This is a genomic window from Halarchaeum nitratireducens (genome assembly GCF_014647155.1).
Taxonomy (GTDB): Archaea; Halobacteriota; Halobacteria; order Halobacteriales; family Halobacteriaceae; genus Halarchaeum; species Halarchaeum nitratireducens.
Map to the genome: position 1 here is coordinate 34,089 of NZ_BMOQ01000003.1, position 25,256 is coordinate 59,344.

Consider the following 25,256-nt stretch of genomic DNA (forward strand, 5'->3'; position numbering starts at 1 on the left):
CCGAGCGCCCAGACGACCGCCGCGCCGACGACGAGCAGCGCCAACAGGAGCGCGAGCCAGACGTGGCGTTCGCCCTCACCCATCGCCGATCGTGGCGTCCAGCACGCCGTGAACGACGCCCTCGCTGTGCGTCTTCACGACGCGCGATTCGACGTTCGAGACGCCGACACCGCGCTCGTCGCAGACCGCGCGGACGCGCTCGATCGACCGCGCGGGGAACAGCCCCTCGGGACACGCCGTGTGGACGTGCACCGTCCCCGACCCGTCGAGGGCGTCGAGCGCCGCCGCGAGGTAGTCGCTTCGCGGGTCGGTTCCCCCGCCTCTCCCACGTTCGCCCCCTGCACGCCCATCCCACTCGCTCTCGTCTCCTGCACGTCCGCTCATCTCGCGTCCGTCCGCAGCTTCGCCCGGCTCCGTGCCGCTCGTCGCCCCGCGGTCGCCGCCCGCCGGCGCGTCGGCCGCCGCGTCGCTTCGCCCCGCGCTGTATCCGCCGAGGCTGTCGTAGTACCCCATCACGACGCGCTCGACGGGGTCGACGCTCTCGTACTCGCGGCAGTCGCCGAGCACGCACTCGACGCGCCCCGCGACGCCGTTCAACTGGGCGTTCTCCGCGAGGTATCGGAAGGCGGTCGGGTTCCGCTCGACGGCGGTCACGCTCGCGCCGGCGCGCGCCATCGGGAGCGCGAAATACCCCACGCCGGCGAACATGTCGAGGACGCGCTCGCCCTCGCGCGCGACCTCGCCCATCCGGGCCCGCTCGGCCTTGTTGCCCGGCGAGAACATGACTTCCGCGAGGTCGAGGGCGTACTTCGTGCCGTGCTCGGTGTGGATCGTCTCCGTGTCGCCGCTCCCCGCGACGACCGTCACCGCGGGCTCGCGCGCCTCGCCGCGCACGCCGTCGCGCGCGAGCACCGTCTCCGCCTCCCCGTGGAGGTCGAGGAGGACCTCGCCGACGGTCGTCCTGTCGGCCGGGTCGTAGCCGTCCGGGAACGTGACGAGAACGACGTCACCGACCACCGCCCACGACGACGGCGCGGCCGCGATCGCCTCCTCGTCCCACCCGCGCTCGCGGAGGCGGTCGTCGAGGCCCGCCGTCCTGAACGCGGGGTCGTCCTGCTCGATCAGGGCGTCGAACGTCGTCGCGCGCGGTTCGGCGAGGACGGGCAACTCGACGCGCTCGGCGTCGTGCGCCGTGACCCTCCGGGCGTCGTCGTAGACCCCCTCGGCTTCGAGGCCGTCGAGTTTCGCCTCGGTCTCGGTCTTCGGAACGACGACGGCGAGCGCGTTCACGACGGCAGGACGTGGAGACCCGCGCGCGATTTCAGCACCGGTACCTCGGCATCGTCCGTGTCGAGGTAGTCCGGACGCGCGACCGTCACGGACGCGTACGTCTCGGGGTCGAGGACCTGCACGGCGTTCTCGTCCTCGACGGCGACGAGCGTCGTCTCCGCCGCGTCCTCCCGCGTCCCGAGCTTCCGGGCCTCGGGGGCGTCCCCGACCTCGTGATTCGCCTCGTAGGGCTCGCCGGTCGTCAGGCGCACGCCCTTCAGGTTCCCCTGCACGGAGCGCACGAGCACCGGCCCCCCGTCGTCGTCCGCGAGGTCGATGACGTCGCCGGGAACGAACGCCGGGAGCCGAACGGCGAACGTCACCCGATACACCTCGTTGCCGTCCTCGTCCTCCGTCACGAGCGTCTCCGAGGAGTCGTACGCTCCGCCGAGCTCCTCCGTGAGCTTTCGCGCGACGTTCTTGCCGATCTTGGTGTCGGAGAGCTTGAGATCGAGGCCCTCGGGCTTCTCCGAGACCTCCGTGACGAACGCGTTCCGATCGCCGGTGGCCTCCATCGAATCGGTGATCTCCTCGGCGATCTCCCGGGCGCGCCCCGTCTCCTCGCTCGTCGGCGTCCGATCCCCGACGGCGCGTACCTGCACGACGCTCGCGTAGTAGTCGCCCGCGATCCGACCGCATCGCTGACAGGTCTGCCTCCCGATCTTCACCGGAACGGTGAACTCCTCGACGCGGGGTTCGCCGCGGACGACGCCGGAGAACTGACAGTGCATCCGGATCGTCGTCTCGTCGACCTGCTCGGGGTCGACGCCCCACGAGACGTCCTCCGCGTCGACGTGGACGCCGAGCGCTTCCGAGACGGACTCGATGGCGACGTCCGTGTAGTCGCGCGCGCCGACGTCCTCCCAGCGGTTGTCGCGTTCGACGGCCCCGCAGTGCGCGCAGACCGTCACCTCCACGCGGTCGGGCCGATCGACGAGGTCGAAGTCCTCGAAGTAGCAGTCGTTGCAGAGCGCCCGCTCGCGGCGAGTGTGCCCCGTCGCTCCCTCGGGGGCGGGATCGCCACAGCGCGGGCAGAAAACGGCATCGCTCATGTTGGCCCGAATACGGCGCGAGAACGGTTAAAGTCGGTCCTTCCGCGCCCGACCTCGGTGGCGCCGCGCTTCGAGCACGGCGCCGCGGGGCTGGCCGGCGTTTCGCTCGCCGTCGCGCCCCGTCGCTCGCCGCGCCGTCGACGGCACCGGCGCGAGTGGCGTCCGAGTCTCTACCGACACCGGCGGTGGTCCCCCGTTATCGATCCACCGTGGGGACGGCTTTTAGTCTCACGTCGCCAACGACGAGTGTATGGAGTGGCACACGGACTGGGGCCTGCGGGCCCGGATGGTCCTGACGATGGTCCTGCTGTTCGTCCTCTACCTCGTCTTCGCGGGAGCGCTCGTCACGTACCTCGGCGGCGGTCTCCTCTTGATGGCGCTCTTCATCGGGGGGTTCTCGGTCGTCCAGTACTTCTTCAGCGATCGGCTCACGCTCTGGAGCATGGGCGCGCGCGAGGTCACGGAGGACGAGTACCCTCACTTACACGGTACCGTGGGACGACTCGCGCAGGGCGCGGACCTCCCGAAACCCGATGTCGCCGTCGTCGACTCGCGCGTCCCGAACGCGTTCGCCACGGGGCGCTCGAAGAACCACGCCGCGGTCTGCGTCACGACCGGCCTGCTCGAGACGCTGAACGACGAGGAGCTCGCGGGCGTCCTCGCGCACGAACTCGCGCACATCAAACACCGCGACATGGCGGTGATGACCGTCGCGTCGTTCCTCTCGACGATCGCGTTCGTCATCGTGCGCTGGGGGTGGCTCTTCGGCGGCAACAGCCGCGACCGGAACGCCGCGCCGGTGTGGGTCGCCATCGTCGTCTCGCTCGTCGTCTGGATCGTCTCCTACCTGCTCATCCGCGCGCTCAGCCGCTACCGGGAGTACGCCGCGGACCGCGGCGGGGCGCTCATCTGTGGCAACCCCGCGGCGCTCGCCTCCGCGCTGCTCAAGATCGACGGCCGGATGGACCGCGTGCCGACGGAGGACATGCGCGAGCAGGCCGAGATGAACGCGTTCTTCATCATCCCGCTCTCGGGGGGGACGCTCACCAAACTGTTCAGCACGCACCCGTCGACCGAGAAGCGCGTCGAACGCCTCCGCGCGCTGGAACGCGAGATGGAGACCCGAACGAGCGCGTGATGGGGCTCTTCGACACCGTCCGTGACGTCCTCGGTCTCAGCGCCGAGGCGGACGCGACGCGACCCGCGGACCCCGAGGACTTCTTCCAGTTGAACGCGGCGTCCGTCACGATGGAGGCCGATCTCGACTACCGACCCGCCGATCGGGCCGGCCTCTGTCTCTCCGCCATGGACTCGACGGACTTCCGGAGCACCCTCCGCGACGTCGAGGACGTCCTGGAGGGCGGGGGGTTTAGCGAGATCCGCACGGACGATCACGGCTACACGTGGGCCGTCGTCGACCGCGACGACATCACCGACCTCACGACCGAACTCTACGTCGCCGCGGACACGCTCGCCGACCGCGGCTACGGCGATCGGCTCCTCGCCGCCGTCTTCCCGTTCGATCCCCTCGACGGCGGTCGCCCGATCTACTGGGTCTACTCGTTCAAGCGCGGGTCGTTCTACCCGTTCGCGCCCGCCGGCGATCACGAGCGTGATTCGAGCACCGAGGTGACGCTCCAATCCGTCCTCGACGGGGAACTCGACGTCGAATCCGACACCGCGTACTGGTACCCTCTCTGGTCCGACGCCCCCGGTGGCCACCCCTGGGAGTAGCGGATCTGCTCTTCTCGCTTGAACGTTCGCCTCGACCCGACGAGCGACCGGTTCACGCCTCGTAGTTTCACTTTCACCCTCCTGTGTACGAGGGTTTATCCCCACGGGCGCACAACGGAGGGGTACATGCCCGATGTAGACCTCGAGGAGCTCTCCGGCGTCGGCCCCGCGACCGCCGAGAAGCTCCGTGACGCCGGCTACGATTCCTTCCAGAGCATCGCCGTCGCCAGTCCCGGCGAGCTCTCCAACACCGGTGACGTCGGCGAGTCCAGCGCCAGCGACATCATCCAGAGCGCGCGAAAACACGCCGACATCGGCGGATTCGAGAGCGGCACGTCCGTTCTCGAACGCCGCGAGCAGATCGGCAAACTCACGTGGGGCGTCCCCGAGGTCGACGACCTCCTCGGCGGCGGCGTCGAGACGCAGTCCATCACCGAGGTGTACGGCGAGTTCGGCGCTGGGAAGTCCCAGGTGACCCACCAGCTCTCCGTCACCGTCCAGCTCCCCGAGGAGCACGGCGGCCTCGAAGGATCCGCAATCTTCGTCGACTCCGAGGACACCTTCCGCCCCGAGCGGATCGACGACATGGTGCGCGGCCTCGACGACGACGTCCTCGCCGACACCATGGAACTCCACGGTATCGAGGAGGGCGACCCGACCGACGACGCGGACCTCGACGAACTCGTCCGGCGCGTCCTCGACAAGATCCACGTCGCCAAGGCGTTCAACTCCAACCACCAGATCCTCCTCTCCGAGAAGGCCAAGGAGGTCGCCCAGGAGAACGAGGACACCGACTGGCCGGTCCGCCTGCTCTGCGTCGACTCGCTCACCGCACACTTCCGCGCGGAGTACGTCGGTCGGGGCGAACTCGCCGACCGCCAGCAGAAGCTCAACAAGCATCTCCACGACCTCCTGCGGATCGGCGACCTCCACAACACCGCGGTCGTCATCACGAACCAGGTCCAGTCGAACCCCGACTCGTTCTTCGGCGACCCGACGAAGCCCATCGGCGGGAACATCCTCGGACACACCTCCACGTTCCGCATCTACCTCCGCAAGTCCAAGGGGGACAAGCGGATCGTTCGGCTCGTCGACGCGCCGAACCTCGCGGACGGCGAGGCGATCATGCGCGTTCAGGACGGCGGCCTGAAACCCGAGTAACACGCGTCGCTACTCGATCAGGCGCTCCTTTCGCGCCCGCGAGAACTGCTTGATCTCGTACTCCCGGCTCATCGCCGCGCTCTTGGTCTCGTACGCCTCGGTGTGTCGGAGTTCCACCGGCGTCCGCCCGCGCGTGTATTTCGCACCCTCGCCGGCGTCGTGCTCTCGCACGCGGCGCTCGACGTCCGTCGTGTACCCCGTGTAGAGACTTCCGTCGGCACATTCGAGGACGTAGACGTAGTGCACGTCGCCTACTCCCCGCCGCGTCGGATTGACCGTTTCGCTCGTCGTCACTCCGCGCGCGCCGCCGCGATCCGCCGGGCGATCAGGCCGGCCTGTGCGCCCGCGACGAATCCCGCGTCGACGTTCACGGCCGACAGTACCGTACAGGACTGCAACATCCCGAGCATCGCGGCCTCGCCGCGTCCGCCGTGGCCGTATCCCGTGGAGACGGGCAGCCCGATCACGGGCGCGTCGAGCAGTCCGGCGACGACGGTCGGAAGCGCGCCCTCCCTCCCGGCGGCGACGACGACGACGTCGCACGCGCGCAGTTCGTCGACCCGATCGAGGAGGCGTGCGATGCTGGCGACGCCGACGTCCTCGACCCGCATCGTTCGCGCCCCCATCTCCGTCGCCACGGCGTCGGCCTCCCCCAGCGCCGCGGCGTCGCTCGTCCCGCCCGAGACGAGGCCGACAGTGGCGTCCAACGCGGGCGGCTCGAACGCCGGCGCGTGGGCGACGACCACCCGTGCGCGCTCGTCCACGGTCACGTCGGCGTCGGGGTGTTCTTCCGCCATCGCCGCGCGGACCGCGGCCCGCCGCTCGTCGTCGGCGCGCGTGACGAGCGCGCGGCCGGCCGTCTCCATCGCGGTCGCGGCGAGCGCGCCGACCTCCGCCGGGGTCTTGCCCTCGGCGAGAACAGCCTCCGGGACGCCGCGACGGGTCTCGCGGGCGGCGTCGAACCGCCCCGCGTCCGTCGTCGCGTACCCCGCGAGCTCGGCCTCGGCTTCCGCGACCGACAGCTCGCCGGCCGCGAGCTGTTCGAGCACGTCACGCATAAACGACCCGTCGCCCCCCAAATACAGGTGGGTTTCGCTTCCCGATCCCCGGACAGAAGCCCCTCTCACGTCAGTTTATGGGAAGCCTTATTAACAAGGCAAGTAAAGCAAACGCCGTATGGCAGACCTCATCGTTAAGGCCGCCGTGAAGGAAGCGCTCGAGGAGAAGAACGTCGCGTCCGACTTCTACGATGCGCTCGACGAGAAGGTCGAGGACCTCCTCGACGACGCCGCCCGCCGCGCCGAGGAGAACGGTCGCAAGACCGTTCAGCCGCGCGACCTGTAAACCAGACCTCTCCGTTCCTCCGTTTTATTCGACCGCGTAGTCGTATCGCTCGACGCCGTCGTCCGTTCCCACCAGCACCGCGTCGGCGAGGCCGACGAACAGGCCGTGCGCGACGACGCCCGGGATACCCGCGATATCGACCGCGAGCGCGTCCGGGTTGGCGAGCGCGCCGAACGCACAGTCGAGCACGAGGTTCCCGTTGTCCGTCACCACCGGCCCGTCCTTGTGCGCCGCGGCGCGGAGCGTCGGTTCGCCACCGAGGTCGTCCAGCGCGGCCTCGATGGGCCGGCGGGCGGACGGGAGCACCTCGATCGGGACCGAGGCGTCGAGCCCCCGGGCGGCCTTCGTCGGGTCCGCGACGACCAGGAACCGGTCCGCGGAGGCGTCGACCACTTTCTCGCGGGCGTGCGCCGCGCCGCCGCCCTTGATCAGCGCGCCGGTCGCCCGATCGAACTGGTCGGCGCCGTCGATGGCGACGTCGACGCTCTCGACGTCGTCCAGCGTCGTCAGGGGGACGCCGACCTCGCGGGCGAGCTCGCGCGATTGGAAGCTCGTCGCCACGCCCGTCACGTCGAGGCCGGCGTCCACCCGACGCCCGAGCGTGCGGATCGCGTGCGCCGCCGTACTCCCCGTTCCGAGGCCGACGACGTCGCCGTCGTCGACCGCCTCCGCCGCCCGCTCGCCAGCGTGTCGTTTCGCCGTCTCGCCCCCGCCAGTGCGCTTCATACCCGCCACCTACGACCGGGAGCCCAAAAACGGTCCGAAGGGGCCGAACCCGAATCGCTCACTCTCCTCCACTACAGCCGGCGCTCGACGGCGTCGGCGTCGTGTGCGAGCGTCAGCGTCCGCGAGCGTCCGCGCCCCTCGAGGCTCTCGTAGCGCGCGTCGATGAGGTCGAGTCGGTCGAGCTTGTTCACGAGCTCAGTGTACCGCGTGTACCCCAGGTCCGTCCGCTCGGCGAACGCGTCGTAGACGTCCCCCGCCCGGTCGCCGTCGTGCGCCGCGACCGTTTCGAGGAGGGCGCGCTCGACGTCGCTCAGCGCCTCGATGTCGCGCGTGAGCCGGTGGTTGCGCGCGCGCTCGCTCACCGCCTCGACGTCCTCGATCGAGACCGTCTCGGAGGCCCGCGATTCCGCGTGGAGGCCGGCGCGGCGCAGCATGTCGATGCCGACGCGGAGGTCACCCGCCTCGGCGGTCTGCTCTGCCACCCGATCGAGGACGCTCATCGGGAGCGCGCCGTCGCGGAAGCCGACGCGGACGCGCTCACCGAGGATGTCCGCCACCTCCTCGCGGTCGTAGATCGGGAAGTACGCCTCCTCCGGCCGGAAGACGGACTGCACGCGCCCGTCCAGGGCTTCCACGACGTCGAGGTCGGTGTCCGAGGAGACGAGGACGACCCCGACCTTCGCCCCCGGATGCGTCTCGTGGGCGCGCAACAGCGAGTAGAGCGTATCGCTCGCCTCGTTCTCGTAGAAGAGGTAGTTGACGTCGTCGAGCGCGACGACGAGCACCTCCTCCTCGTCGACGAGGCGGTCCGCGACCTGCCCGAAGAGCTTCTTGAACGACACCCCGGACGAGGGCGGTTCGTAGTCGAAGATCGACTGGAACACCCGCGAGAAGACGCCGTAGCGCGTCCCGTCCACCTGGCAGTTGACGCGGACGGGCCGGACGCCCGGCTGCCCGCCGAGCTCGCCGAAGAGCTTCTGGATCGCCGTGGTCTTACCCGTCCCCGGGGGCCCGCGGACGATGGCGTTCAGCGGTCGGTTCCCCCGGACGGCGGGGCGGAGGGCGTACTGGAGCGTCTGGAGTTGCGACTCGCGGTGACGGAACGCCTCGGGCACGTAGTCGATCTCGAAGACGTGCTCGTCGCGGAACACCGACTCGTCCCACGACAGCATCCCGTCCGAGTCGTCGGCCATCGCCGTGACGTGGGTCCGCACGCCACATAAGCCTTCGCGGGCGATCGCCGCCGCCGCATCACCCCGCTTTCCCGACGCCCCTCACGGTCCGTCCCCGTCGAACTTCGCCAGCAGGTCCTCGTAGAACGCCGCGTCGTCCGCTTCGCCGGCGAGCTTCTCGACGATGAGCTCCGGGGTCGAGCGCGCGAGCAGGTCCTTCACCGGCGAGCGCTCGACGACGAGCTCGCCGTCCTTCAGACCGACCGCCCGGATCCCGTCCACGTCGACCTCGTACTCCGCGGCGTCGCGGATCTCGCCCGCGAGGTGGGAGACGAAGACGCCCGTCGCGCCCGCGCCGTGGAGCGCTTCGAGGATGCCCGCGACGATCTTCGCGGACGCGCCCGGCTCGGTGATCGACTCCAGCTCGTCGACGAGCACGCACTTCGCGTCCGCGCCCCGCGTGAGCGCCGCGAAGTCGCGCAGCGTCGACTCGAAGGCCCCGGCGTCGAGCGTCCCCTGGCTCTTCGCGTGGTAGTGGAGCTCCTCCACTGCGGGGACGCGCGCCGACTCGGCGGGCACCGGCAGTCCCATGTGCGCGAGCACGACGACGACGGCGACGAGGTCGAGGGTGCTCGTCTTCCCGCCCGAGTTCACCCCGGAGAGGAGCGCGACGCCGTCCACCGCGTAGTCGACCGGCTCGACGTCGTCGAACGGTACGTCGAGCAGCGGCGAGCGCCCGCCCTCGATCTCGAAGCCCACGCCGCCGCGCTCCGCGGGCGTGCAGTCGAAGTCCGCGCAGAAGCGCGCGACGGCGAGCTCGACGTCCAGCTCGAGGGCGTCCCGCACGAGCACGCTCGCACCCGCTCGCAGGTCCGCGAGCCGCCCCGCGAGGTCGCGCTTGCGTTTGGCCGCGCGCCGATCGCGTTCGGCGACGAGCGCCTCCCGCAGCCGCGAGACTGCCTCATCGCGGCGCTCGACGGGATACGTCGGCTCGTCGCCGAAGATCCGCACCGCGCGCTCGGCCTCGTCGTTCCGGAGCGCGAGCGCGTCGCGGACGTGCTCGCGCGCCGCCGCCACCGCCGCCGCGTACTCGTCGGCGAGCTCGCGCGAGAGCAGCGAGTCGACCCCCGCGCCGCGTTCGACGAGCGAGAGGAGGTCCGCGCCCTCGATGGTGACGTCCCGCTCCTCGATCGCCGCCCGCAGCCGGTCGTTCGCCACCGACTCGGCGGTCGAGACCGCGGCGTCGAGGTCGTCGACGGCGACGTTCAATCGCTCCAGCTCCTCGTCGCCCGCGACGCTCCCGTCCGCCGCGAGGTCGTCGAGCGCGTCCTCCAACTCGTCGAGGTCGAGCGGCGCGTCGACGCCCGCGCGTCGGTGGACGGCGGCGGCCGCGCGCAGCGACGCGCGATTCGTCGCGAAGAACGCGAGCGCGCGCTCCGGGATGTGCTCCGCCGGGTGGTCGAACGCGCTCGGGTCGACCGTCACGTCCCCCTCGATGGCGACGCCCGCGAACGCCTCGTCGAGCGCGACCACCGACGAGTAGCCGCGCGCGAGGTCCGCGAGCCCGCGCGCGTCGTCGACGATCTCCACGGGGAGCTCCGGGAACGCCGCCGTCGCCGCCTGATACGTCTCGGCGTCGGCGGTGGCGAGACAGCGATCCCGGACGGTGACGTCGTCCGGCCGCTCGATCGGCTCGACGTCCGCGAGCGCCTCCGCCACCGAGGGGTCGAGCGACCGCTCGTGCGCCCGCTCGGCGAACGCCGCGACCTCCTCGATCCGCGAGGCCGACGCCGTCGGGTAGAGCGTCGCCAGGCGGTGCTCCGCGTACGTCGTCGTCGCGCGCTCCTGCAACAGCCCGAGCACCGCGTCGTACACCTCGCGGGCGCGGTCGGTGGCGAGGAACCCGCCGGGATCGTCGTGGCGCGCTCGGATCGCGCCGCGGACGATGCGCGCCGCGCGTCCGGTCGAGATCCCGGGCGCGGACGCCACGGCGGCGACGTCCTCGCGTTCGAGCGCCCCCGCCGGGTCGTCGAGCTCGCGGAGCCGCTCGGCCGTCTTCGCGCCGACGCCGGGCACGTCCTCCAAGTCCATCGCCGGTGAATCGGGCGGCATCGGAAAAAAGCCCTCGCCCTCAGTAGTGCGCGTACTCCTCCGGGTAGAGCAGTGCCTTCCGCCAGCGCCACGCCGCGCCGACGGCCCGCACCACCGCCCCGACGACGAGCGCGGGGACGTAGCAGGCGAGTACGAGACCGAGCGTCCACGTCGCGCCGTCGCTCGCGAGGCCGAGCGCCTCGAACGCCGTCGTCGCGGCGTCGACGAGTAGCGCTCCCGGAACACCGAGCACGCCGAGCGTGGCGTTCGTGCCGACGAGTGCGTGCGTCAGGACGAGCAGTGCGAGCGTCGCGAACGACCACCAGACGGCGCGTCCGCTCACCCAGCGCGCGACGTCGTCGATGTCGAACATCGGGCGTTCGGACGCGCCCCGACGGCTTAAAACGCCCGTCACGGCTCGCCTGACCGGTACACGGAAGGCGGTGGCGACCGGAGACGAGAGACATGACTGTCGAGGCCAAACTCGACGCGGCCCGCGACGCCCTCGCCGAGCGCGACGGCGTGCTCGTCGCGTTCAGCGGCGGGGTCGACTCCGCCGTCGTCGCCGCCATCGCGCACGACGCGCTCGGCGACGACGCCGTCGCCTGCACCGCGAAGAGCGAGACGCTCCCCGAGGCCGAACTCGCGGACGCGAAACGCGTCGCCGAGGAGATCGGGATCCGCCACGAGCTCGTCTCCTTCAGCGAACTCGACGACCCAAAATTCGTCGAGAACGACGGCGAACGCTGCTATCACTGCCGCTCGATGCGCCTCTCCGAGATGTTCTCGGCGGCGCGCGACCTCGGCATCGACACCGTCTGCGACGGCACGAACGCCTCCGACCCCGGCGAGAGCCACCGCCCCGGCCTCCGCGCCGTCGACGAACTCGACGCCTACTCGCCGCTACGCGCGGCCGATATCACGAAGGACGAGGTCCGGGAGATCGCCGAGCGATACGACCTGAGCGTCGCCGAGAAGCCCTCGATGGCGTGTCTCTCCTCGCGTATCCCGACCGGTCTCGAAGTCACCGAGGAGAAGCTCTCGCGCGTCGAGAGGGCCGAGAAACTGCTCCGGACCTGGGGGTTCGAGCAGTTCCGCGTCCGCGACCACGACGGCCTCGCGCGCATCGAGGTCGCCCCCGAGGAACTCGACGTCGCCCTCACCACGGAGTTCGCCGCGGCCGCCCGCGAACACCTCTCGGACGTCGGCTTCGAGCACGTGACGCTGGACCTACACGGGTATCGGACGGGATCGGTGTCGTCGGGGAGTGAGACGGCGGACGCCGACGACTGACACATCCATCTTTTTCCCGCTCGGGTTCGCCTGCGGCGAACCGCTCGCGCCAAAAACATGGGTGAAAAAGGCCGCGACGCTACGCGTCGCGGGGAATCGCGCTCACTACCGGGTCCTTCGGACCGCTCGTTCGCGCGAACAGCAACGTTCAGCACATCCGCTACAGCTAACGTCGCGGTTCGGTCTGCGGTCCAGCGTACTCGCGCGAAGCGCGAGTTTCACCGAGCGACGAAGTCGCTCGGCCTTTTTCACCCATGTTTTTGCGAGTCGAGGGTCGCGCGGAGCGCGACCCCTCCGCGCAAAAAGATGGTCTAGTTCCCGGTCCACCTGAGGAGCCCCAGCGTCCCCTCGAAGAGGACGATCATCGTGGCGGCGACGACGACGGGCGCGACGCCGGTCGGGTCGGGCGTGGCGAGGAAGGCGACGCCCGCGAACGCCCCCCAGAAGAGGAGGCGGCGTTCGGCGAGCCACCGCCGCGTCGTGAGCCCCATCATGATGGCGAGCATGACGAACAGCGGGATCTGGAAGACGATGGCGAGGTACGCCATCAGGACGAGGATGAGGTTGAACGTCGACCCGAGGGCGAGCGCGGCGTTGGCGACGCTCGTCGAGTAGTAGAGGAAGTACGACATCACGCTCGGGACGACGACGAAGTAGGCGAAGACGATGCCGACGACGGCGAGCACGAGGCTGGTCGGGATCGCCGCGAGGTAGTAGCGCCGCTCGTGGGGGTAGAGACCAGGGCGCATGAACGCGTACGTCTCGTAGACGATGACGGGGAGCGCGACGACGACGCCGGCGATGGAGGCGACCTTGAACTGCGTGACGATGAGTTCGAGCGGCGCGTAGACGTGCGGTTGCGCGGTCGAACTCGCCGGCAGGACGCCGTCCCAGATGAACGTGATGAGAGTGTCGCCCCACGGGAAGCAGAGCGCGCTCACGACGCCGGCGACGAGGACGACGATCCCGAGGCGGCGCACCATCTCCTCGACGTGGACGGCGATCGGCTGCTCCTGATCGGTCTCCGGCGCCCCGCCGAGCACGCCCCCTTCCTCCTCTGCGGGAGGCGTTTCCGCGCCGTCGTGTTCCTCGATCGGGGGGCCCTCGTCCGCGACGGTCGGGCCCTCGTCGGGAACGGACGGATCGCCGGTTTCCGGGACCGAGTCGGGCGGATCCGCGTAGCCGCCGTCGGCCGCGCCGTCCGCACTGTCAGCCGAGCCGCCCGCGCCGTCGGTCGAGTCGCCCTCGGAGGCGCCGTCGGCGCTCGTGGCGTCACCGTCGGTCGTCGCACCGTGGGAGGCCGTCGAGTCGCCCTCGCTCAGGTCGGTGGCGTCCGGCTCGGTCGAACCGGCGTCCACCGCCTCGGCGCGGGCGACGTCCTCGCCGTCGGCGTCGTCCCCGTCGTCGGACGGCCCGTCCGGTGCGTCTCCCATTCTCTGCCTACGATTGGCGACGTGGGCGTTATAGGCTTTCTTTTGGGTGCCGACGGGAAGATTGATAACGGGAAACCGGCTACCGGACACAAATGAGCGACTCGGGGGTCATCAGCGAGGACACGGCCCGCGCTGTCGACAAGGGGCGCGAGACGATCGGCGTCGTCGTCGGGGCCGCGCGCAAGCGCCTCCAAGTCGTCTTCATCGCGTTCGTCGTCGGGCTCTTCGGCGGCATCATGGCGATGCGGACGTACATCTGGCCCGCGTTGAAACGCGACCTCATCACGAAGCTCGGTCTCGATTCGAGCGTCGAGGTCATCTTCCAGACGCCGTTCGACGTCATCCTCCTGCAGGTGAAGATCGGGATGGTCGTCGGCGTCCTGCTCGCCCTCCCGATCCTGCTCTACTACGCGAAGGGGCCGCTCGCGGAGCGCGACATCGTCCCCGACGTCTCGCTCTCCGTCTGGCACCTCGCGGGCGGCGCGCTCGTCGCGCTCTTCCTCGCGTTCGTCGGCGTCGCGTACGCCTACGAGCTGTTCTTTCCGCTGATGTTCGAGTTCCTCGCGGGGAACGCCATGAGCGCGAACATCAAGCCGATGTACTCCATCGTCGCGTGGACGCAGTTCATCCTCGTGCTCGCCATCTCCTTCGGCGTCGCCGCCCAGCTCCCGCTCGTGATGACGGCGCTCTCTTACCTCGACGTCGTCCCCTACGAGACGTTCCGCGACTACTGGAAGCACGCCGTCGTCGCCATCTTCGTCTTCGGCGGGCTGTTCTCCCCGCCCGATCCGTTCACCCAGATCATGTGGGCGGTGCCGCTGCTCCTCCTCTACGCGGTCAGCCTCTACCTCGCGAAGGTCGTGACGCTCGCCCGCCGCGGGAGCGAGCGGGTCGACCTCCGCGCCGAACTCCGCGGGCGCTGGAACGTCCTCGCGGGGAGCGCGGTCCTCGGCTTCCTCCTCGGCTACGGCTTCTTCGGCTACGGCGGCGCCGCCGCGGTGAACGACGCGCTCGCCCGCGCCGCGGCCGCCGACCTCCCGCTCGTCGGCGGGGCGCTCGACGCGTTCGCCGCCCGCGGCGTCCCGACCGCGACCGCTCTCGTCGGGCTCGGCCCCGACGCCTCGCTCGCCGTCGTCGGCGCCGTCGTCGCGCTCCTCGCGCTCGTTCTCGTGCTCGCCTACGCGGTCTACGACGCCATCGCCGCGGCCGCCCGCGCCGAGTCCGCGGTCTACGGCGGGCGCGCCCCGAAGCCCGAGAACATAAACCTCGACGTGCTCGACGCCGCGGGCGTGCGCGCCGCCCCGGACGAGCGCTTCGACGCGATGGACGAGGAAGAGGCCCTCGAACTCGCAAACGGGGCGATGGAGGCCGGCGAGAAGGAGAAGGCCGGTGCGATCCTCGATCGTTTCGACGAGGCCGAGGCCCGCGCCGCGGCCGAGAGCGAGGGCGAGGAGAGCGGGGACGGCACCGACGGGGCGGACGAGGCCGCGGCGGCCGAGGAGTCCGGCAACGTCTTCTCCCGGACGAGTGCGGGGATGCTCGACGCCTTCACCGAGGAGGAGACGACCGAGGACGACATCGGCGGCTACTACCACGACCTCCAGTTCATCCTCGGAAGCCTGCGTTCGCGGCTCTTCTGGCTCGTCGGCTGGTTCATGCTCGTCCTCGCGGTCGTCTTCGGGTTCCTCTACCGGGGCGGCCTCGGGTTCGTCCGCGACGACTTCATCGGGCGCATCCCCGCCGGGGCCCTCCAGGGGAACCCGGAGGCGCTCGGCTGGCCGGTCGCCCTCCACCCCGTCGAGGCGCTGATCTTCTCCGTGAAGCTCTCGACGGTGGTCGCCGCGATCGCCACGATCCCTCTCGTCCTCTTCTTCATCTGGCCGGCGCTGCGCGAGCGCGGGTTCATCGCGGCGCGTCGCGGCGTCGTCACCGTCTGGGCGGGCGCGATCGGCGTCACGATCGTCGCGGGGAGCGTCCTCGGCTACATCTACGTCGCGCCGACGATCATCTCCTACCTCGTCTGGGACGCCCTGCAGGCGCAGGTCATCATCAGCTACCGGATCAGCGACTTCCTCTGGCTCGTCTTCATGACCACGGCCGGGATCGGCCTCCTCGCCACGGTCCCGGTGACGATGTGGCTCGCGCACTGGTCCGGCGTCGTCGGCTACCCGAGCATGCGCCGGCGCTGGCGGGTCTTCGTCCTCGCCGCGTTCGGCTTCGCCGCGCTCGTCACCCCCGACAGCCTCTACACGATGGTCGTCGTCGGTGCGCCCATCGCCGTCGCCTTCTTCGTCGGTCTCGCCGGCCTCTGGATCGTCACCCTCGGCGGCCGGCGCGGCGGCGGTGGCGCGACCGCCGACGAACCCGCGCCCGAGCGACGCCCGGCGTAACGAACACGTCGTTTAACTATTCGGGTTCGAATACTCGACTATGCCCAAGATATCCGTCGACGTCCCGCAGGAGCTCCTCGACGACCTCGACGACCACGTCGGCGACGACGGGAAGTTCGTGAACCGATCGGACGCCGTGCGCGCCTCGCTCCGCAAGACGCTCGACGTCCTCGACGACATCGACGCCCGGCACGGCCGCCTCTCCGACGAGTACGACGCCGAGGACGATGCCTGACGGCGAAACGCCGCTCGCCACCGGCCGGGTCGTCCTCGTCGCGCTCTTCGTCACGGCGCTCGTCACCGCGCAACTGACCGCCGCGAAGATCCTCGCCTTCGACATCCCCGTCTCCCTCCCCGTCACCGGGAGCACGCTCGTGATGCCGGGCGCGGCGCTCGCCTACGCGCTCACGTACTTCGCGAGCGACTGCTACAGCGAACTCTACGGCCGCCGGGCCGCCACCGTCGTCGTCAACACCGGCTTCGCCATGAACCTCGTGTTGCTCGCCCTCGTCTGGTCGACGATCCTCGCGCCCGCCGCGGCCTCTTCCATCGACCCCGGCACGTTCGCCGCCGTCCTCGGCTCCTCGACGAGCATCGTCGCCGGCTCGCTCTGTGCGTACCTCGTCAGCCAGAACTGGGACGTCTTCGTCTTCCACGCCCTCCGCCGGCGCACCGACGGCGCATACCTCTGGCTACGCAACATCGGCTCGACGGCGACGAGTCAGGCCATCGACACCGTCCTCTTCGTCGGCGTCGGCTTCTGGCTCGCCCCGACGCTCCTCGGTGGCCGCCCGCTCCCCGGGAGCGTCCTCGCGTCGCTGATGGTCGGACAGTACCTCCTCAAACTCCTAATCGCGCTCTGCGATACGCCGTTCGTCTACGCCGTCGTCGCCCTCCTCGGCGACCGCCGGCGGGGCGGACGCGTCACGCCGACGGAGTAATCACTCCATCTCGTCCCTTTCCCCTCTCGCCGTCGTCTCCGCGGACGTCGACCCCGCCGACGTCGCCTCGGCGTACGACCGCGCGTCGCTCTTCTTGAACCACGCCTCGAAGTCGCGTTCGCCCGCACCCGGCGCCCCGCCGACCATCACGCCCACGCCCTCGCCGTCGGGGTAGCGGACGACCTCCGGCTCCGCCATCGTCGAGACGACGAGGTATCTGAGGGCGTCGTCGCCATCGTTCACCACCCGGTGTCCGCCAGCCTCGCCCGTCGGGAACGCCGCGTAGTCGCCGGCCTCGATCGCGTATTCGCCGTTCGCGGTGCGCAGGCGTCCCCCGCCCGCGAGCACGTAGAGCGCCTCCTCGTTCGCCGCGTGGTAGTGGTACGGCCACGCCGAGTCCCCGGGCGCGAGCTCGTAGAGGCTACACCCGAGCGCGTCGCCGCCCGCTGCCGCGCCCAGTTTCTTCCGCCGGAAGGTCATCCGATCGGTGTCCGTCCCCGTCCAGTCGAGGTCGGTCGCGTCCACAGGCTCCATACCGACCCCTCGCTCGGCGGCGTCAAAAAGACCGCACGGCCGCTACTCCTCGATCGGCTCCGCGAACCCGAAACGCGGCTTCACGTCCGTCACTTCGACGCGGAGTTCGTCGCCCGCCTCGGCGCCGTCGACGAACAGGGTGAACCCCTCGACCTTGGCGATGCCGTCGCCCTCCTCGCCGACGTCCGTGACCTCGACGGTGAGTTCGTCCCCGACGCGTACCGGGCCGGTCAGTTTGTTCTTCCCGACGACGTACACCTCGGAGGACGACTCCCGCGAGGCGTCCGGGCTCGTCGTCCGAGAGAACGCGAACTCGCGTTCGACGTCCGCCTGGAAGTCCGCGAGGTCCTGCCCCTGGAAGACCTTCACGGCGAAGTTCCCGCCCTCGCCGAGGAGGTCGTCCGCGGTTTCGAGGGCTTGGCGGGCGAGGTGGACCGATCGGGCGTGATCGAGGTTGTACTCGCCGGTCATGTTCGGCGCCATGTCGGAGACGACGACGTCCACGCGACCGTCGGCGGCCTCGCGGATCGCCGCTCTCGTCTCGTCCTCGGTCATGTCGCCCCTGATCGTCTCGACGGGCGCGTCGCCGCGCTCCACGTCGTCGATCCGCTGGAGGTCGACGCCGATGACCCGTCCGTGCGCCCCCGCCTCCTCCGCGGCGACCTGGAGCCACCCGCCCGGCGCCGCGCCGAGGTCGACCACCGTGTCGCCGCGCTCGATGAGGTCGAACGACCGATCGAGCTGTTTCAGCTTGTACGCCGAGCGCGCGCGATACCCCTGCTGTTTCGCCCGGTTGTAGTAGTCGTCTTTTCCGGCCATGATGGCCGAAACGAGGGCGCCGCGCCGTTTACTCCCTTCGCTCGGCCGCGCCGCCGCGCCGGGAGGGCGACCGGATCGACCGCGCGCCCGATCGCTTAACATCCCGTCGTTCGTGGGTCCCGTATGGCTCACATCGGTATCGTCGGCGCCGGCCCGGCGGCGGCCGCGCTCGCACACGTCGTCGACGGGGAGACGGACGCCGACGTGACGGTACTGGAGAAGTCCGGCGGCGTCTGCGGGCGGGCCGCGACCAGACGCCGCGACGACGTCACGTACGACTACGGCGCGAACTACCTCCGCGACGACGACGCGCGCGTCAACGACCTCGTCGCCGACGTGCTCGGGACCGACGGCCTCGCGGACGTCACCGACCCGGTCTACACCTTCGACGCCGACGGCGACGTCTCGCCCGGCCGCGACGACGATCGGCGTAAGTGGAGTTACGCCGCGGGGCTGACGCAGATCGCAAAGCGGCTCTTCGCGGGGACGGACGCGACCGTCCACCGCCACACGCGCGCCGAGACGCTCGACCGGAACGCCGAGACCGAGACGTGGTCGGTCGTCGACACCGACGGCGAACGCTGGGGTCCCTTCGACGCGCTCGTCTGCGACCCACCCGCACCCCAGACCGCCGCGCTCCTCCGCGACGCGGCGTGGGACGCCGAGGCCCGCGAGACGCTGCACGCCGCCGCGGCTGCCGTCCCCTTCGACTCCATCTACACCGCCGTCCTCCACTACCCCTTCGAGATCGAGGCGCCGTACTACGCCCTCGTGAACCCCGAGAAGGACCACGCGGTCGGCTGGATCGCCCGCGAGGCGTGCAAGCCCGGCCACGTCCCCGACGGCGAGAGTGTCCTCGTCGTCCAGGCGAACGCCGACTGGAGCGCGGCGCACTTCGAGGACTCGCCCGACGAGAACGCCGCCGCGCTCGCCCGGATCGCCGCCGACATCCTCGACGACGACCGACTCGCCGACCCCGATTGGACGGACACGCAGGGGTGGCGTTACGCCCTCCCGCGCGACGGCGTCGCCGACGCCCCCGTCGCCGCCGCGCGCGAGCACGACCTCCACGTCGTCGGCGACTGGGTGGCCGGCGCGCCGCGACTCCACGCCGCGCTCCGCTGCGGGCTCGACGCCGGCGATCGGCTCGCCGCGCGGTACTGAGTCCGCTTCGCTCCCCGCACGTGCCGGGCCCCGTCGCGTCCCGCGGTCCGCACTCTCACGCGTGCGCGCGCATCCGGGGGTTTATTGTACGGGCCAGTCCTACCGACGTCCAAGATGTTCAAGGCGATCGTGAGCGCCGACACGCTCCGGGACACGCTCGACTCCGTGAGCGTGCTGGTGGACGAGTGCAAGATCCACCTCAACGACGACGGCCTCGAGATCCGCGCCGTCGATCCCGCGAACGTCGGGATGGTGGACCTGACCCTCTCCGCGGACGCCTTCGAGTCCTACGAGGCCGACGGCGGACTCATCGGCGTCGACCTCTCGCGGCTGGAGGACATCGCCGGGATGGCCGACGCCGGCCAGCTCGTCCAGCTCGAACTGGACGAGGAGACCCGCAAGCTCCACATCCAGATCGAGGGCCTCGAATACACTCTCGCGCTCATCGACCCCGACAGTATCCGTCAGGAGCCCGACCTCCCCGACCTCGACCTCCCCGCGCAGGTCGTCGTCGAGGGCGCGGACATCGACCGCGCCGTCCGGGCCGCCGACATGGTCTCCGACCACATCGCGCTCGGCGTCGACGCCGAGAAGGAACTCTTCTACGTCGACGCCGAGGGCGACACCGACGACGTCCACCTCGAACTCGAACGCGAGGACCTCATCGACTTGGAGGCCGGCGACGCGCGCTCGCTCTTCAGCCTCGACTACCTCAAGGACATGAACAAGGCGCTCCCCAAGGACGCCGAAGTCACCCTCGAACTCGGCGAGGAGTTCCCCGTCAAGCTCCACTTCGACTTCGCCGAAGGGTTGGGATCTGTCACGTTCATGTTGGCGCCCAGAATTCAGTCGGACTAGACGCTCCAGCGATTTTTGACGAGACGTCGGACGCTCGCGTAAGACCCACGTGCTCGCGTCGCCACGCACACGTATGCACCGTGCGCACGCGCTCGCCGGCGCGCTGTTCGTCGTCGCCGCGGCCTGCCTCGCCAATCCGCTCTACGCCGCGGCGATTCCGGAGGCGAACGTCCTCGGACACACCGCGTTGGCCGGCGACGCGGCGGCGTTCGCGCCCGATCTCCGCTATCTCGCCCGCCTCGCGCTGAGCGCCTGTGGCGTCCTCGCGCTCGTCTTCGCGCTCGCGTCGCTCTTCGCCGGCGCCCTCCCGGACGAGCGCTGAGGACCGCACGGCTCTTTCGCCGCCGGCGCGTCCACTCGCCTATGAGCGATCCCGCCTTCCCTGACCCCGACGACGCCTATCCGATCGAGCCGGGCTGTGCGCGCTGTCCCGCCCTCGTCGAGGCCCGCGAGTGTATCGCGTGGGGCAACGGCCCCCCCGACGCGGACGTCGTCGCGGTCGGTGAAGCGCCGGGCGCGGGTACCCCGGACGAGGACCGGTGGCGGGGCGGCAACTGGACCGGGATGGCGTACACGGCGCGTCACTCCGGCAGGATCGTCCGCGAGCTGTTCGCGGATTCGGGACACACCGACGTCTTCTACACGAACGCGGTGAAGTGCTTCCCCCCCGACGGCGAGGGGTCGAACAGGGAACCGCGAGAGGCGGAGCTGTCGAACTGCTTCACGCACCTCGAAGCCGAGTTGGAGGCCGTCGATCCGTCGGTCGTCGTCACCACGGGGAAACACGCGACGCGGGTCATGTTCGACGCCGCGGGGCGCGACCTCGACTCGTTCCTCGACACCGTCCTCGATCCCGTCGCCTGTCCGTCGCTCGGCGCGACGGTGCTCCCGGTGCTCCACCCCGCCTACCAGCACATGTGGCTCTCGCGCCTCGGCTACGACTACGACGAGTACGCGGCGGAACTCGGATCGCTCCTCGACGACCACTGTTGATCGACTCCCGCTACGCGATGACCGTCTCGCCCGCCGTCACGCGATCGCCGACGGCGACGGCGACATCCGTCGCGTCGTACTCGGGCGGGAGGAGGACGTCGACGCGCGAGCCGAAGGAGATGTGGCCGACCCGCTCGCCCCGCGCGACGGTGTCGCCGGGTTCGACGGCGGGGTGGACGCGGCGGGCGAACGCGCCCGCGATGAGGTCGAGTTCGTAGCCGTCGGTGGTGATCCGGACGCGCTCGTTGCGCTCGGACTCCTTCGAGAACGCGGGGCGGTGTGCGCCGGGCCGGTGGTCGACGGACGCCACGACGCCGTCGAGCGGCGCGCGGTTCACGTGGACGTCGGTGACGTTCATGAAGACGCCGACGCGGACGCGGCCGTCCTCGACCCGAAGGACGCTGACGCGACCATCGGCGGGTGCGACGACGCCCGACTCGGGGACGTCCCGGTCCGGATCGCGGTGGAACCAGAGCACGAAGCAACCGAGGGCGGCGCAGGCGAGGCCGGCGGGCGCGAAGACGAACAACAGGGGGACGGCGAGGGCGAGCGGCGGGACCGCGTACCGCCGCGCGCCGGGCGCGAGACGCATGTCGGGTGGTGTGGCCCGCCGCGCCAACCCTCTTGCGGTCCCGCCGGATCGGGCGCTTTATCGGCGTCCGCACCCACCCACGTTTCGTATGGAACGCCGCCACGCCCGATACCCCTTCCTCGGTGACGCCCGTCGCGCCGTCCAGGAGGCGGGCGTGGACCTCGTCGAGGTCGTCCGCGAGGAGGACGCCGTCGTCGAGCGCGCGACCGAGCGCGTCACTGCGGCGATCACCGACCGGGACGTCGGCGAGTCGGTCGCGTCCGACCGCGTCGAACTCCTCTCTTACCCGGTCGCGCGCGTCATCGTCTCGCTCGTCGATCAGAACGTCTGCACGCGCTACTACGCGGAGGCCGAGGCCTCGCGGGCCGCCGAGCGCTTCCGCGAGGACTTCGGGCGCGAGGACGGGCGCGCCGCGATCACGCGGACCGCGCTCCTCCGAGAGTTCGATGTCGGGGACGCCGTCACCCCGCGACGCGACGGCGGCTTCCTGATCGGCGTCGCCGCCTACCTCCGCTACGCGTCGTCGCTGCGCGGCGACGAGTGGCGCCTCGTCAACCGCGCGCTCGATCGGGGCGACGTCCCCGTGAGCGAACCCGAACTCGACGACCTCCTCCGGGAGGCCGTCGAGGAGCGCGTGAAGGAGGGCCTCCCCCTGAACGTCCCGGACGCCATCGGCGACGCGCTCGACGGGGCGGTCGCGTCGGTCACTGAGACGCTCGCGGACCTCGATCTCACCACGGAGATCGACACCGTCGTTCCCGACCTCTTCCCGCCCTGCATGCAACACCTCCTCGACGCCGTCCAGCGCGGCGACCACCTCGCGCACCACTCCCGGTTCGCGCTGACGGCCTTCCTCGGGAACATCGGGCTCTCGACGGACGAGATCGTGGAGCTCTACGAGGTAAACCCCGGGTTCGGCGAGGAGATGACGCGCTATCAGACCGACCACATCAAGGGCGAGTCGAGCCCGACGGAGTACACCGCGCCGTCGTGCGCGACGATGCAGGCCTACGGCGACTGCGTGAATCCGGACGCGCTCTGCGAGCACATCAGTCACCCGCTCGGCTACTACGAGGCGAAGATCGACGACGCCGACGAGGAGGAGTTGGAGGATTGGCGCGACGAACGCGAGGCCGAGTGACGCGGGGGCTCGACTCGACTCGTGCGGATTCTCAGTCCTGCTTCGTCGAGAGGTAGTAGCCCGCGCCGGCCATCACGAGGATGAAGGCGACGATGGCGCCGACGACGGCGTACGCCCCGCTCTCGGTGAGACCCGCGGTGCTCACCTCGCCGCCGAGGATGACGACGGCGACGAAGACCGCGACGGCGACGAGCGTGACCCCCGCCTCGACGGCGGTTTCGCATTCCATGTACATACCCCCTGTTCCCGGAGTGCGCGCAAAAGCGTGGCGGTCCGGGCCGGACCGAACCGCCGTTCTCGGTCGGCACACGGGCCGGTGATGGCCTTTTAGCGCTCGATCGCCTACGTTCTCGTATGGTGTCCACGAAACCCACCAGCACCACACACTCGCGGCTCGCGCCCCTCTCGCCGGGCGGTCCGACGGACAGCCGAGCGGCCCGCGCGCGCAGCGAACCGATGGCGGTCGTCGCGCTCGGCGGCGCCCGCTACGACGTCGTCGTCCGCGGCGGCACGGCCTACACGGTCGACCTCGACGTCGGGACGTGCGACTGCCCCGATCACACGTATCGCGGCCGACGCTGCAAGCACCTCCGCCGCGTCGCCATCGACGTCACCGCGGGCCGCGTCCCCGCGCCCGGCGAGCGCGACGCCGCCTGTGCCGACTGCGGCGCGCCGTGCTTCGTCGCCGCCGCCGCTCCCGATCCGGTCTACTGCGAGGACTGCACGCTCGACCCGGGCGACCTCGTCCGCGATCGCGAGCGCGGCGACGTCCTCGCCGTCGTCGAGACGATGTCGGCGCGGGCACGCGACGTCGCCGTCGGCGACCACACCGTCGCCACCCATCCGACGAACGACGGCTATGACCCCGACGACGTCGTCGTCGAGGCCTGCTATCCGCTCCGCGATCCGACGCCCCAGCGCCTCCGCGAGCGCGGCGTCCGCTCGTACGCCTTCCCGCGCGGGCGTCTCGCGCGCCTCCCGCGATAGGCCACGTACTCCGAGAGCGAGCGCATCTCATCTCAGAGCATCTCGGTCGCCTCCTCGACGCTCAGCACGCCCCGCGCGACGGCTTGGAGGACGCCCTCGATGTCCGCGTCCTCGTCGCCCTCGCCCGCGGCCCGCAGGTCGGGGATCGTGTCGCCCTCGTCGAGGGCCGTCTCCTTTTTCACGCGGTAGTTCCCGCCGTCCGTGACGTGGAGGTCGCTCGGGTGGAAGAAGTACCAGTCCTCCCGGTCGAAGCGAACGCCGATCTTCGGCCGCGCGCCGAAGCTCTGCGAGAAGTAGACGAGGGCCTCGACTTCCTCCCCGGTGAGGTAGATTGGATCGCCCGCGGAGGACTTCGCCTCGACGGCGTAGAAGACGTCGCCGTCGCCCGCGAGGACGTCGGGGAGTTCGCGCGTCGTCGCGGCCCCCGAAGCGGGGGCGCGCATCACCGCGAACCCGGCCTCGTCGAGGCGGTTGACGAGCTCGCGCTCGCGGCGATCGCCCTTCTCGTTTCGCACCATACCGCCACTCCCCGCCCCGCGGAGATAAACCGGGCGATGCGGCCGGGAAGCCCGACGCTTAATCGATCGGCGGCCGAACGTCCGACCAGTGAGCGACGGTCACGACGGCGAGTCGACGGTCCCGACGAGCGAGGACGCAGCGTCCGCCGGCGCGTCCAGCACGGACATCCTCGCCCGACAGATCCGCTCCGGGCTGAACGAACTGGAGCGGCCGGCTGACGGGCTCTTGCTCTCCGGGCTCTCGGCGGGCCTCGACATCGGCTTCGGCCCGCTGTTCATGGGCGTCGTCCTCACCTTGACCGCCGGCCTCTACGATCACGCCGTGCGGACGTTCCTGACCGCCAACGCCTACGCGATCGGGTTCGTCTTCGTCATCCTCGGGCGCTCCGAACTCTTCACCGAGCACACGACGCTCGCCGTCCTCCCCGTCCTCGACCGGCGCGCGTCGCTCGGTGCGCTCGCGCGGCTCTGGAGTCTCGTCTACGTCGGGAACGTCGTCGGCGCGAGCGTGTTCGCCGTCGCGATGGTGTGGCTCGCGCCCGCCTACGGCATCGTCGAGCGCTCCGCGCTCGTCGAACTCGCCGCCCCGCTCCTCGCGCACGGCCCGCCGGAGGTGTTCGTGGGCGCCATCCTCGCCGGCTGGCTGATGGGCCTGCTCTCGTGGCTCGTCGCGGGCGCGGACAGCACCCTCTCGCGCTTCGCCGTCGTCTGGCTCGTCACCGCCGCGATCGGGCTCGCCCACCTCCCGCACTCCATCGCCGGGACCGCGGAAGTGCTCGGCGGCGTCCTCGTCTCCGACGCGTACCCCCTCACCGCCTTCCTCCGGTTCCTCGTCGTCGCCACCGCGGGGAACGTCCTCGGCGGCACCGTCTTCGTCGCCCTCCTCAAGTACGGCCACGTCGTCCGCGGCGGGGAGTGACGTCCGGGAAGCCGGCACCTAGCGACACAGCGAGAACATATTTGCCGCCGCCGGTCGATGTCCCG

At 70.7% G+C, this 25,256-nt stretch carries 29 protein-coding genes; 15 read left to right on the forward strand and 14 right to left on the reverse strand.

Going from position 1 to position 25,256, the window contains the following annotated elements; genetic code table 11:
- Positions 1–75: 75 nt before the first annotated feature.
- Positions 76–1,290, reverse strand: a complete 1,215-nt coding sequence (locus tag IEX91_RS04690; RefSeq protein WP_229772793.1) for a class I SAM-dependent methyltransferase — start codon at positions 1,288–1,290, stop codon at positions 76–78.
- Entirely contained in the window at positions 1,287–2,381 is a 1,095-nt protein-coding gene (locus IEX91_RS04695) for a 60S ribosomal export protein NMD3 (RefSeq protein ID WP_188877413.1), read from the reverse strand. The genes IEX91_RS04690 and IEX91_RS04695 overlap by 4 nt, the downstream gene beginning before the upstream one ends.
- A 250-nt stretch (positions 2,382–2,631) precedes the next feature.
- On the opposite strand from IEX91_RS04695, the gene htpX reads away from it, so the two are divergent.
- From htpX to radA, 3 genes are all read left to right on the forward strand, one after another.
- Positions 2,632–3,519 carry a zinc metalloprotease HtpX gene (gene htpX, locus IEX91_RS04700; protein ID WP_188877414.1) on the forward strand — a complete coding sequence of 296 codons (888 nt, stop codon included), beginning with the start codon at positions 2,632–2,634 and terminating at the stop codon, positions 3,517–3,519.
- Positions 3,519–4,115: a PspA-associated protein PspAB gene (pspAB, locus tag IEX91_RS04705; RefSeq protein WP_188877416.1), complete on the forward strand. Its 597-nt coding sequence runs from the start codon at positions 3,519–3,521 to the stop codon at positions 4,113–4,115. Before htpX ends, pspAB begins: the two co-directional genes overlap by 1 nt.
- A 126-nt stretch (positions 4,116–4,241) precedes the next feature.
- Positions 4,242–5,276: a DNA repair and recombination protein RadA gene (gene radA, locus IEX91_RS04710; protein ID WP_188877418.1), complete on the forward strand. Its 1,035-nt coding sequence runs from the start codon at positions 4,242–4,244 to the stop codon at positions 5,274–5,276.
- A 9-nt stretch (positions 5,277–5,285) separates the two neighbouring features.
- On the opposite strand, the gene IEX91_RS04715 is transcribed toward radA, so the two are convergent.
- Together IEX91_RS04715 and larB are read right to left on the reverse strand one after the other, a co-directional pair.
- Complete coding sequence (locus IEX91_RS04715) at positions 5,286–5,522, reverse strand: GIY-YIG nuclease family protein (RefSeq protein WP_188877420.1); 237 nt, start codon at positions 5,520–5,522, stop codon at positions 5,286–5,288.
- Between the two features lie 44 nt (positions 5,523–5,566).
- Positions 5,567–6,334, reverse strand: coding sequence for a nickel pincer cofactor biosynthesis protein LarB (larB, locus tag IEX91_RS04720; RefSeq protein ID WP_188877422.1), 768 nt, complete (start codon positions 6,332–6,334; stop codon positions 5,567–5,569).
- 118 nt (positions 6,335–6,452) lie between these two features.
- On the opposite strand from larB, the gene IEX91_RS04725 reads away from it, so the two are divergent.
- A complete protein-coding gene (locus IEX91_RS04725; protein WP_020222877.1) occupies positions 6,453–6,620 on the forward strand; it encodes a DUF1931 family protein in 168 nt (55 codons plus the stop codon).
- Between the two features lie 24 nt (positions 6,621–6,644).
- On the opposite strand, the gene rpiA is transcribed toward IEX91_RS04725, so the two are convergent.
- The 4 genes from rpiA to IEX91_RS04745 all read right to left on the reverse strand — a co-directional run bounded on the left by rpiA (position 6,645) and on the right by IEX91_RS04745 (position 10,982).
- Entirely contained in the window at positions 6,645–7,346 is a 702-nt protein-coding gene (gene rpiA / locus IEX91_RS04730) for a ribose-5-phosphate isomerase RpiA (protein ID WP_188877423.1), read from the reverse strand.
- 71 nt (positions 7,347–7,417) lie between these two features.
- Positions 7,418–8,539 carry an ORC1-type DNA replication protein gene (locus tag IEX91_RS04735; RefSeq protein WP_188877424.1) on the reverse strand — a complete coding sequence of 374 codons (1,122 nt, stop codon included), beginning with the start codon at positions 8,537–8,539 and terminating at the stop codon, positions 7,418–7,420.
- Positions 8,540–8,620: 81 nt separating this feature from the next.
- The gene (locus IEX91_RS04740; RefSeq protein ID WP_188877425.1) at positions 8,621–10,609 is read right to left on the reverse strand and encodes a MutS-related protein; all 1,989 of its coding nucleotides are present in this window, start codon (positions 10,607–10,609) and stop codon (positions 8,621–8,623) included.
- A gap of 40 nt (positions 10,610–10,649) precedes the next feature.
- Positions 10,650–10,982 (reverse strand): hypothetical protein, encoded by a 333-nt coding sequence (locus IEX91_RS04745; protein ID WP_188877426.1) that lies wholly within the window; start codon positions 10,980–10,982, stop codon positions 10,650–10,652.
- A 92-nt stretch (positions 10,983–11,074) separates the two neighbouring features.
- Between IEX91_RS04745 and larE the strand changes: the two genes are divergently transcribed.
- Positions 11,075–11,902 (forward strand): ATP-dependent sacrificial sulfur transferase LarE, encoded by an 828-nt coding sequence (gene larE, locus IEX91_RS04750; protein WP_188877428.1) that lies wholly within the window; start codon positions 11,075–11,077, stop codon positions 11,900–11,902.
- 311 nt (positions 11,903–12,213) lie between these two features.
- Here the strand turns inward: larE and IEX91_RS04755 are convergent, their stop codons facing one another.
- The gene (locus tag IEX91_RS04755) at positions 12,214–13,335 is read right to left on the reverse strand and encodes a twin-arginine translocase subunit TatC (protein WP_326837954.1); all 1,122 of its coding nucleotides are present in this window, start codon (positions 13,333–13,335) and stop codon (positions 12,214–12,216) included.
- A gap of 92 nt (positions 13,336–13,427) precedes the next feature.
- On the opposite strand from IEX91_RS04755, the gene IEX91_RS04760 reads away from it, so the two are divergent.
- The 3 genes from IEX91_RS04760 to IEX91_RS04770 are packed head-to-tail and all read left to right on the forward strand — an operon-like array spanning position 13,428 to position 16,666.
- Positions 13,428–15,725 carry a twin-arginine translocase subunit TatC gene (locus IEX91_RS04760; protein ID WP_188877430.1) on the forward strand — a complete coding sequence of 766 codons (2,298 nt, stop codon included), beginning with the start codon at positions 13,428–13,430 and terminating at the stop codon, positions 15,723–15,725.
- A gap of 40 nt (positions 15,726–15,765) precedes the next feature.
- Positions 15,766–15,960: a CopG family transcriptional regulator gene (locus tag IEX91_RS04765; protein ID WP_188877431.1), complete on the forward strand. Its 195-nt coding sequence runs from the start codon at positions 15,766–15,768 to the stop codon at positions 15,958–15,960.
- Entirely contained in the window at positions 15,953–16,666 is a 714-nt protein-coding gene (locus IEX91_RS04770) for a queuosine precursor transporter (protein ID WP_188877432.1), read from the forward strand. Before IEX91_RS04765 ends, IEX91_RS04770 begins: the two co-directional genes overlap by 8 nt.
- Here IEX91_RS04770 and IEX91_RS04775 read toward each other — a convergent pair whose 3' ends face one another.
- Both IEX91_RS04775 and IEX91_RS04780 read right to left on the reverse strand, forming a co-directional pair.
- On the reverse strand, positions 16,667–17,200 hold the full coding sequence (locus IEX91_RS04775; RefSeq protein WP_188877433.1) for a cupin domain-containing protein: 534 nt from the start codon (positions 17,198–17,200) through the stop codon (positions 16,667–16,669).
- 42 nt (positions 17,201–17,242) lie between these two features.
- Positions 17,243–18,019 (reverse strand): 23S rRNA (uridine(2552)-2'-O)-methyltransferase, encoded by a 777-nt coding sequence (locus tag IEX91_RS04780; RefSeq protein WP_188877434.1) that lies wholly within the window; start codon positions 18,017–18,019, stop codon positions 17,243–17,245.
- A 123-nt stretch (positions 18,020–18,142) separates the two neighbouring features.
- Here IEX91_RS04780 and IEX91_RS04785 point away from each other — a divergent pair, with 123 nt between their 5' ends.
- From IEX91_RS04785 to IEX91_RS04800, 4 genes are all read left to right on the forward strand, one after another.
- A complete protein-coding gene (locus IEX91_RS04785) occupies positions 18,143–19,183 on the forward strand; it encodes an NAD(P)/FAD-dependent oxidoreductase (protein ID WP_188877435.1) in 1,041 nt (346 codons plus the stop codon).
- Positions 19,184–19,297: 114 nt separating this feature from the next.
- Positions 19,298–20,041: a DNA polymerase sliding clamp gene (locus IEX91_RS04790; RefSeq protein WP_188877436.1), complete on the forward strand. Its 744-nt coding sequence runs from the start codon at positions 19,298–19,300 to the stop codon at positions 20,039–20,041.
- A gap of 73 nt (positions 20,042–20,114) precedes the next feature.
- The gene (locus tag IEX91_RS04795; RefSeq protein ID WP_188877437.1) at positions 20,115–20,363 is read left to right on the forward strand and encodes a hypothetical protein; all 249 of its coding nucleotides are present in this window, start codon (positions 20,115–20,117) and stop codon (positions 20,361–20,363) included.
- Positions 20,364–20,404: 41 nt separating this feature from the next.
- Complete coding sequence (locus tag IEX91_RS04800) at positions 20,405–21,034, forward strand: uracil-DNA glycosylase (RefSeq protein WP_188877438.1); 630 nt, start codon at positions 20,405–20,407, stop codon at positions 21,032–21,034.
- A 10-nt stretch (positions 21,035–21,044) separates the two neighbouring features.
- On the opposite strand, the gene IEX91_RS04805 is transcribed toward IEX91_RS04800, so the two are convergent.
- Positions 21,045–21,626 (reverse strand): protein sorting system archaetidylserine decarboxylase, encoded by a 582-nt coding sequence (locus IEX91_RS04805; RefSeq protein WP_188877439.1) that lies wholly within the window; start codon positions 21,624–21,626, stop codon positions 21,045–21,047.
- Between the two features lie 88 nt (positions 21,627–21,714).
- Between IEX91_RS04805 and priL the strand changes: the two genes are divergently transcribed.
- Positions 21,715–22,767 carry a DNA primase regulatory subunit PriL gene (priL, locus tag IEX91_RS04810; RefSeq protein ID WP_188877440.1) on the forward strand — a complete coding sequence of 351 codons (1,053 nt, stop codon included), beginning with the start codon at positions 21,715–21,717 and terminating at the stop codon, positions 22,765–22,767.
- 31 nt (positions 22,768–22,798) lie between these two features.
- Here priL and IEX91_RS04815 read toward each other — a convergent pair whose 3' ends face one another.
- On the reverse strand, positions 22,799–23,002 hold the full coding sequence (locus tag IEX91_RS04815) for a DUF7472 family protein (RefSeq protein WP_188877441.1): 204 nt from the start codon (positions 23,000–23,002) through the stop codon (positions 22,799–22,801).
- A gap of 119 nt (positions 23,003–23,121) precedes the next feature.
- On the opposite strand from IEX91_RS04815, the gene IEX91_RS04820 reads away from it, so the two are divergent.
- Entirely contained in the window at positions 23,122–23,754 is a 633-nt protein-coding gene (locus IEX91_RS04820; protein ID WP_188877442.1) for an SWIM zinc finger family protein, read from the forward strand.
- A 32-nt stretch (positions 23,755–23,786) separates the two neighbouring features.
- On the opposite strand, the gene hjc is transcribed toward IEX91_RS04820, so the two are convergent.
- On the reverse strand, positions 23,787–24,272 hold the full coding sequence (hjc, locus tag IEX91_RS04825) for a Holliday junction resolvase Hjc (protein ID WP_229772794.1): 486 nt from the start codon (positions 24,270–24,272) through the stop codon (positions 23,787–23,789).
- Between the two features lie 88 nt (positions 24,273–24,360).
- Between hjc and IEX91_RS04830 the strand changes: the two genes are divergently transcribed.
- Positions 24,361–25,191 (forward strand): formate/nitrite transporter family protein, encoded by an 831-nt coding sequence (locus tag IEX91_RS04830; RefSeq protein WP_229772795.1) that lies wholly within the window; start codon positions 24,361–24,363, stop codon positions 25,189–25,191.
- Positions 25,192–25,256: the final 65 nt, after the last annotated feature.

Excerpts from the sequence above, each read along its gene's own strand:
- hjc (WP_229772794.1), bottom strand. The coding sequence starts at position 24,272 with ATGGTGCGAAACGAGAAGGGCGATCGCCGCGAGCGCGAGCTCGTCAAC.
- larE (WP_188877428.1), top strand. The coding sequence starts at position 11,075 with ATGACTGTCGAGGCCAAACTCGACGCGGCCCGCGACGCCCTCGCCGAG.
- IEX91_RS04735 (WP_188877424.1), bottom strand. The coding sequence starts at position 8,539 with ATGGCCGACGACTCGGACGGGATGCTGTCGTGGGACGAGTCGGTGTTC.
- IEX91_RS04800 (WP_188877438.1), top strand. The coding sequence starts at position 20,405 with ATGAGCGATCCCGCCTTCCCTGACCCCGACGACGCCTATCCGATCGAG.
- IEX91_RS04790 (WP_188877436.1), top strand. The coding sequence starts at position 19,298 with ATGTTCAAGGCGATCGTGAGCGCCGACACGCTCCGGGACACGCTCGAC.
- IEX91_RS04725 (WP_020222877.1), top strand. The coding sequence starts at position 6,453 with ATGGCAGACCTCATCGTTAAGGCCGCCGTGAAGGAAGCGCTCGAGGAG.
- IEX91_RS04815 (WP_188877441.1), bottom strand. The coding sequence starts at position 23,002 with ATGTACATGGAATGCGAAACCGCCGTCGAGGCGGGGGTCACGCTCGTC.
- priL (WP_188877440.1), top strand. The coding sequence starts at position 21,715 with ATGGAACGCCGCCACGCCCGATACCCCTTCCTCGGTGACGCCCGTCGC.
- htpX (WP_188877414.1), top strand. The coding sequence starts at position 2,632 with ATGGAGTGGCACACGGACTGGGGCCTGCGGGCCCGGATGGTCCTGACG.
- IEX91_RS04765 (WP_188877431.1), top strand. The coding sequence starts at position 15,766 with ATGCCCAAGATATCCGTCGACGTCCCGCAGGAGCTCCTCGACGACCTC.
- IEX91_RS04695 (WP_188877413.1), bottom strand. The coding sequence starts at position 2,381 with ATGAGCGATGCCGTTTTCTGCCCGCGCTGTGGCGATCCCGCCCCCGAG.
- IEX91_RS04770 (WP_188877432.1), top strand. The coding sequence starts at position 15,953 with ATGCCTGACGGCGAAACGCCGCTCGCCACCGGCCGGGTCGTCCTCGTC.
- IEX91_RS04775 (WP_188877433.1), bottom strand. The coding sequence starts at position 17,200 with ATGGAGCCTGTGGACGCGACCGACCTCGACTGGACGGGGACGGACACC.
- pspAB (WP_188877416.1), top strand. The coding sequence starts at position 3,519 with ATGGGGCTCTTCGACACCGTCCGTGACGTCCTCGGTCTCAGCGCCGAG.
- IEX91_RS04780 (WP_188877434.1), bottom strand. The coding sequence starts at position 18,019 with ATGGCCGGAAAAGACGACTACTACAACCGGGCGAAACAGCAGGGGTAT.
- IEX91_RS04740 (WP_188877425.1), bottom strand. The coding sequence starts at position 10,609 with ATGGACTTGGAGGACGTGCCCGGCGTCGGCGCGAAGACGGCCGAGCGG.
- larB (WP_188877422.1), bottom strand. The coding sequence starts at position 6,334 with ATGCGTGACGTGCTCGAACAGCTCGCGGCCGGCGAGCTGTCGGTCGCG.
- IEX91_RS04795 (WP_188877437.1), top strand. The coding sequence starts at position 20,115 with ATGCACCGTGCGCACGCGCTCGCCGGCGCGCTGTTCGTCGTCGCCGCG.
- radA (WP_188877418.1), top strand. The coding sequence starts at position 4,242 with ATGCCCGATGTAGACCTCGAGGAGCTCTCCGGCGTCGGCCCCGCGACC.
- IEX91_RS04755 (WP_326837954.1), bottom strand. The coding sequence starts at position 13,335 with ATGGGAGACGCACCGGACGGGCCGTCCGACGACGGGGACGACGCCGAC.
- IEX91_RS04745 (WP_188877426.1), bottom strand. The coding sequence starts at position 10,982 with ATGTTCGACATCGACGACGTCGCGCGCTGGGTGAGCGGACGCGCCGTC.
- IEX91_RS04785 (WP_188877435.1), top strand. The coding sequence starts at position 18,143 with ATGGCTCACATCGGTATCGTCGGCGCCGGCCCGGCGGCGGCCGCGCTC.
- IEX91_RS04820 (WP_188877442.1), top strand. The coding sequence starts at position 23,122 with ATGGTGTCCACGAAACCCACCAGCACCACACACTCGCGGCTCGCGCCC.
- rpiA (WP_188877423.1), bottom strand. The coding sequence starts at position 7,346 with ATGAAGCGCACTGGCGGGGGCGAGACGGCGAAACGACACGCTGGCGAG.
- IEX91_RS04760 (WP_188877430.1), top strand. The coding sequence starts at position 13,428 with ATGAGCGACTCGGGGGTCATCAGCGAGGACACGGCCCGCGCTGTCGAC.
- IEX91_RS04805 (WP_188877439.1), bottom strand. The coding sequence starts at position 21,626 with ATGCGTCTCGCGCCCGGCGCGCGGCGGTACGCGGTCCCGCCGCTCGCC.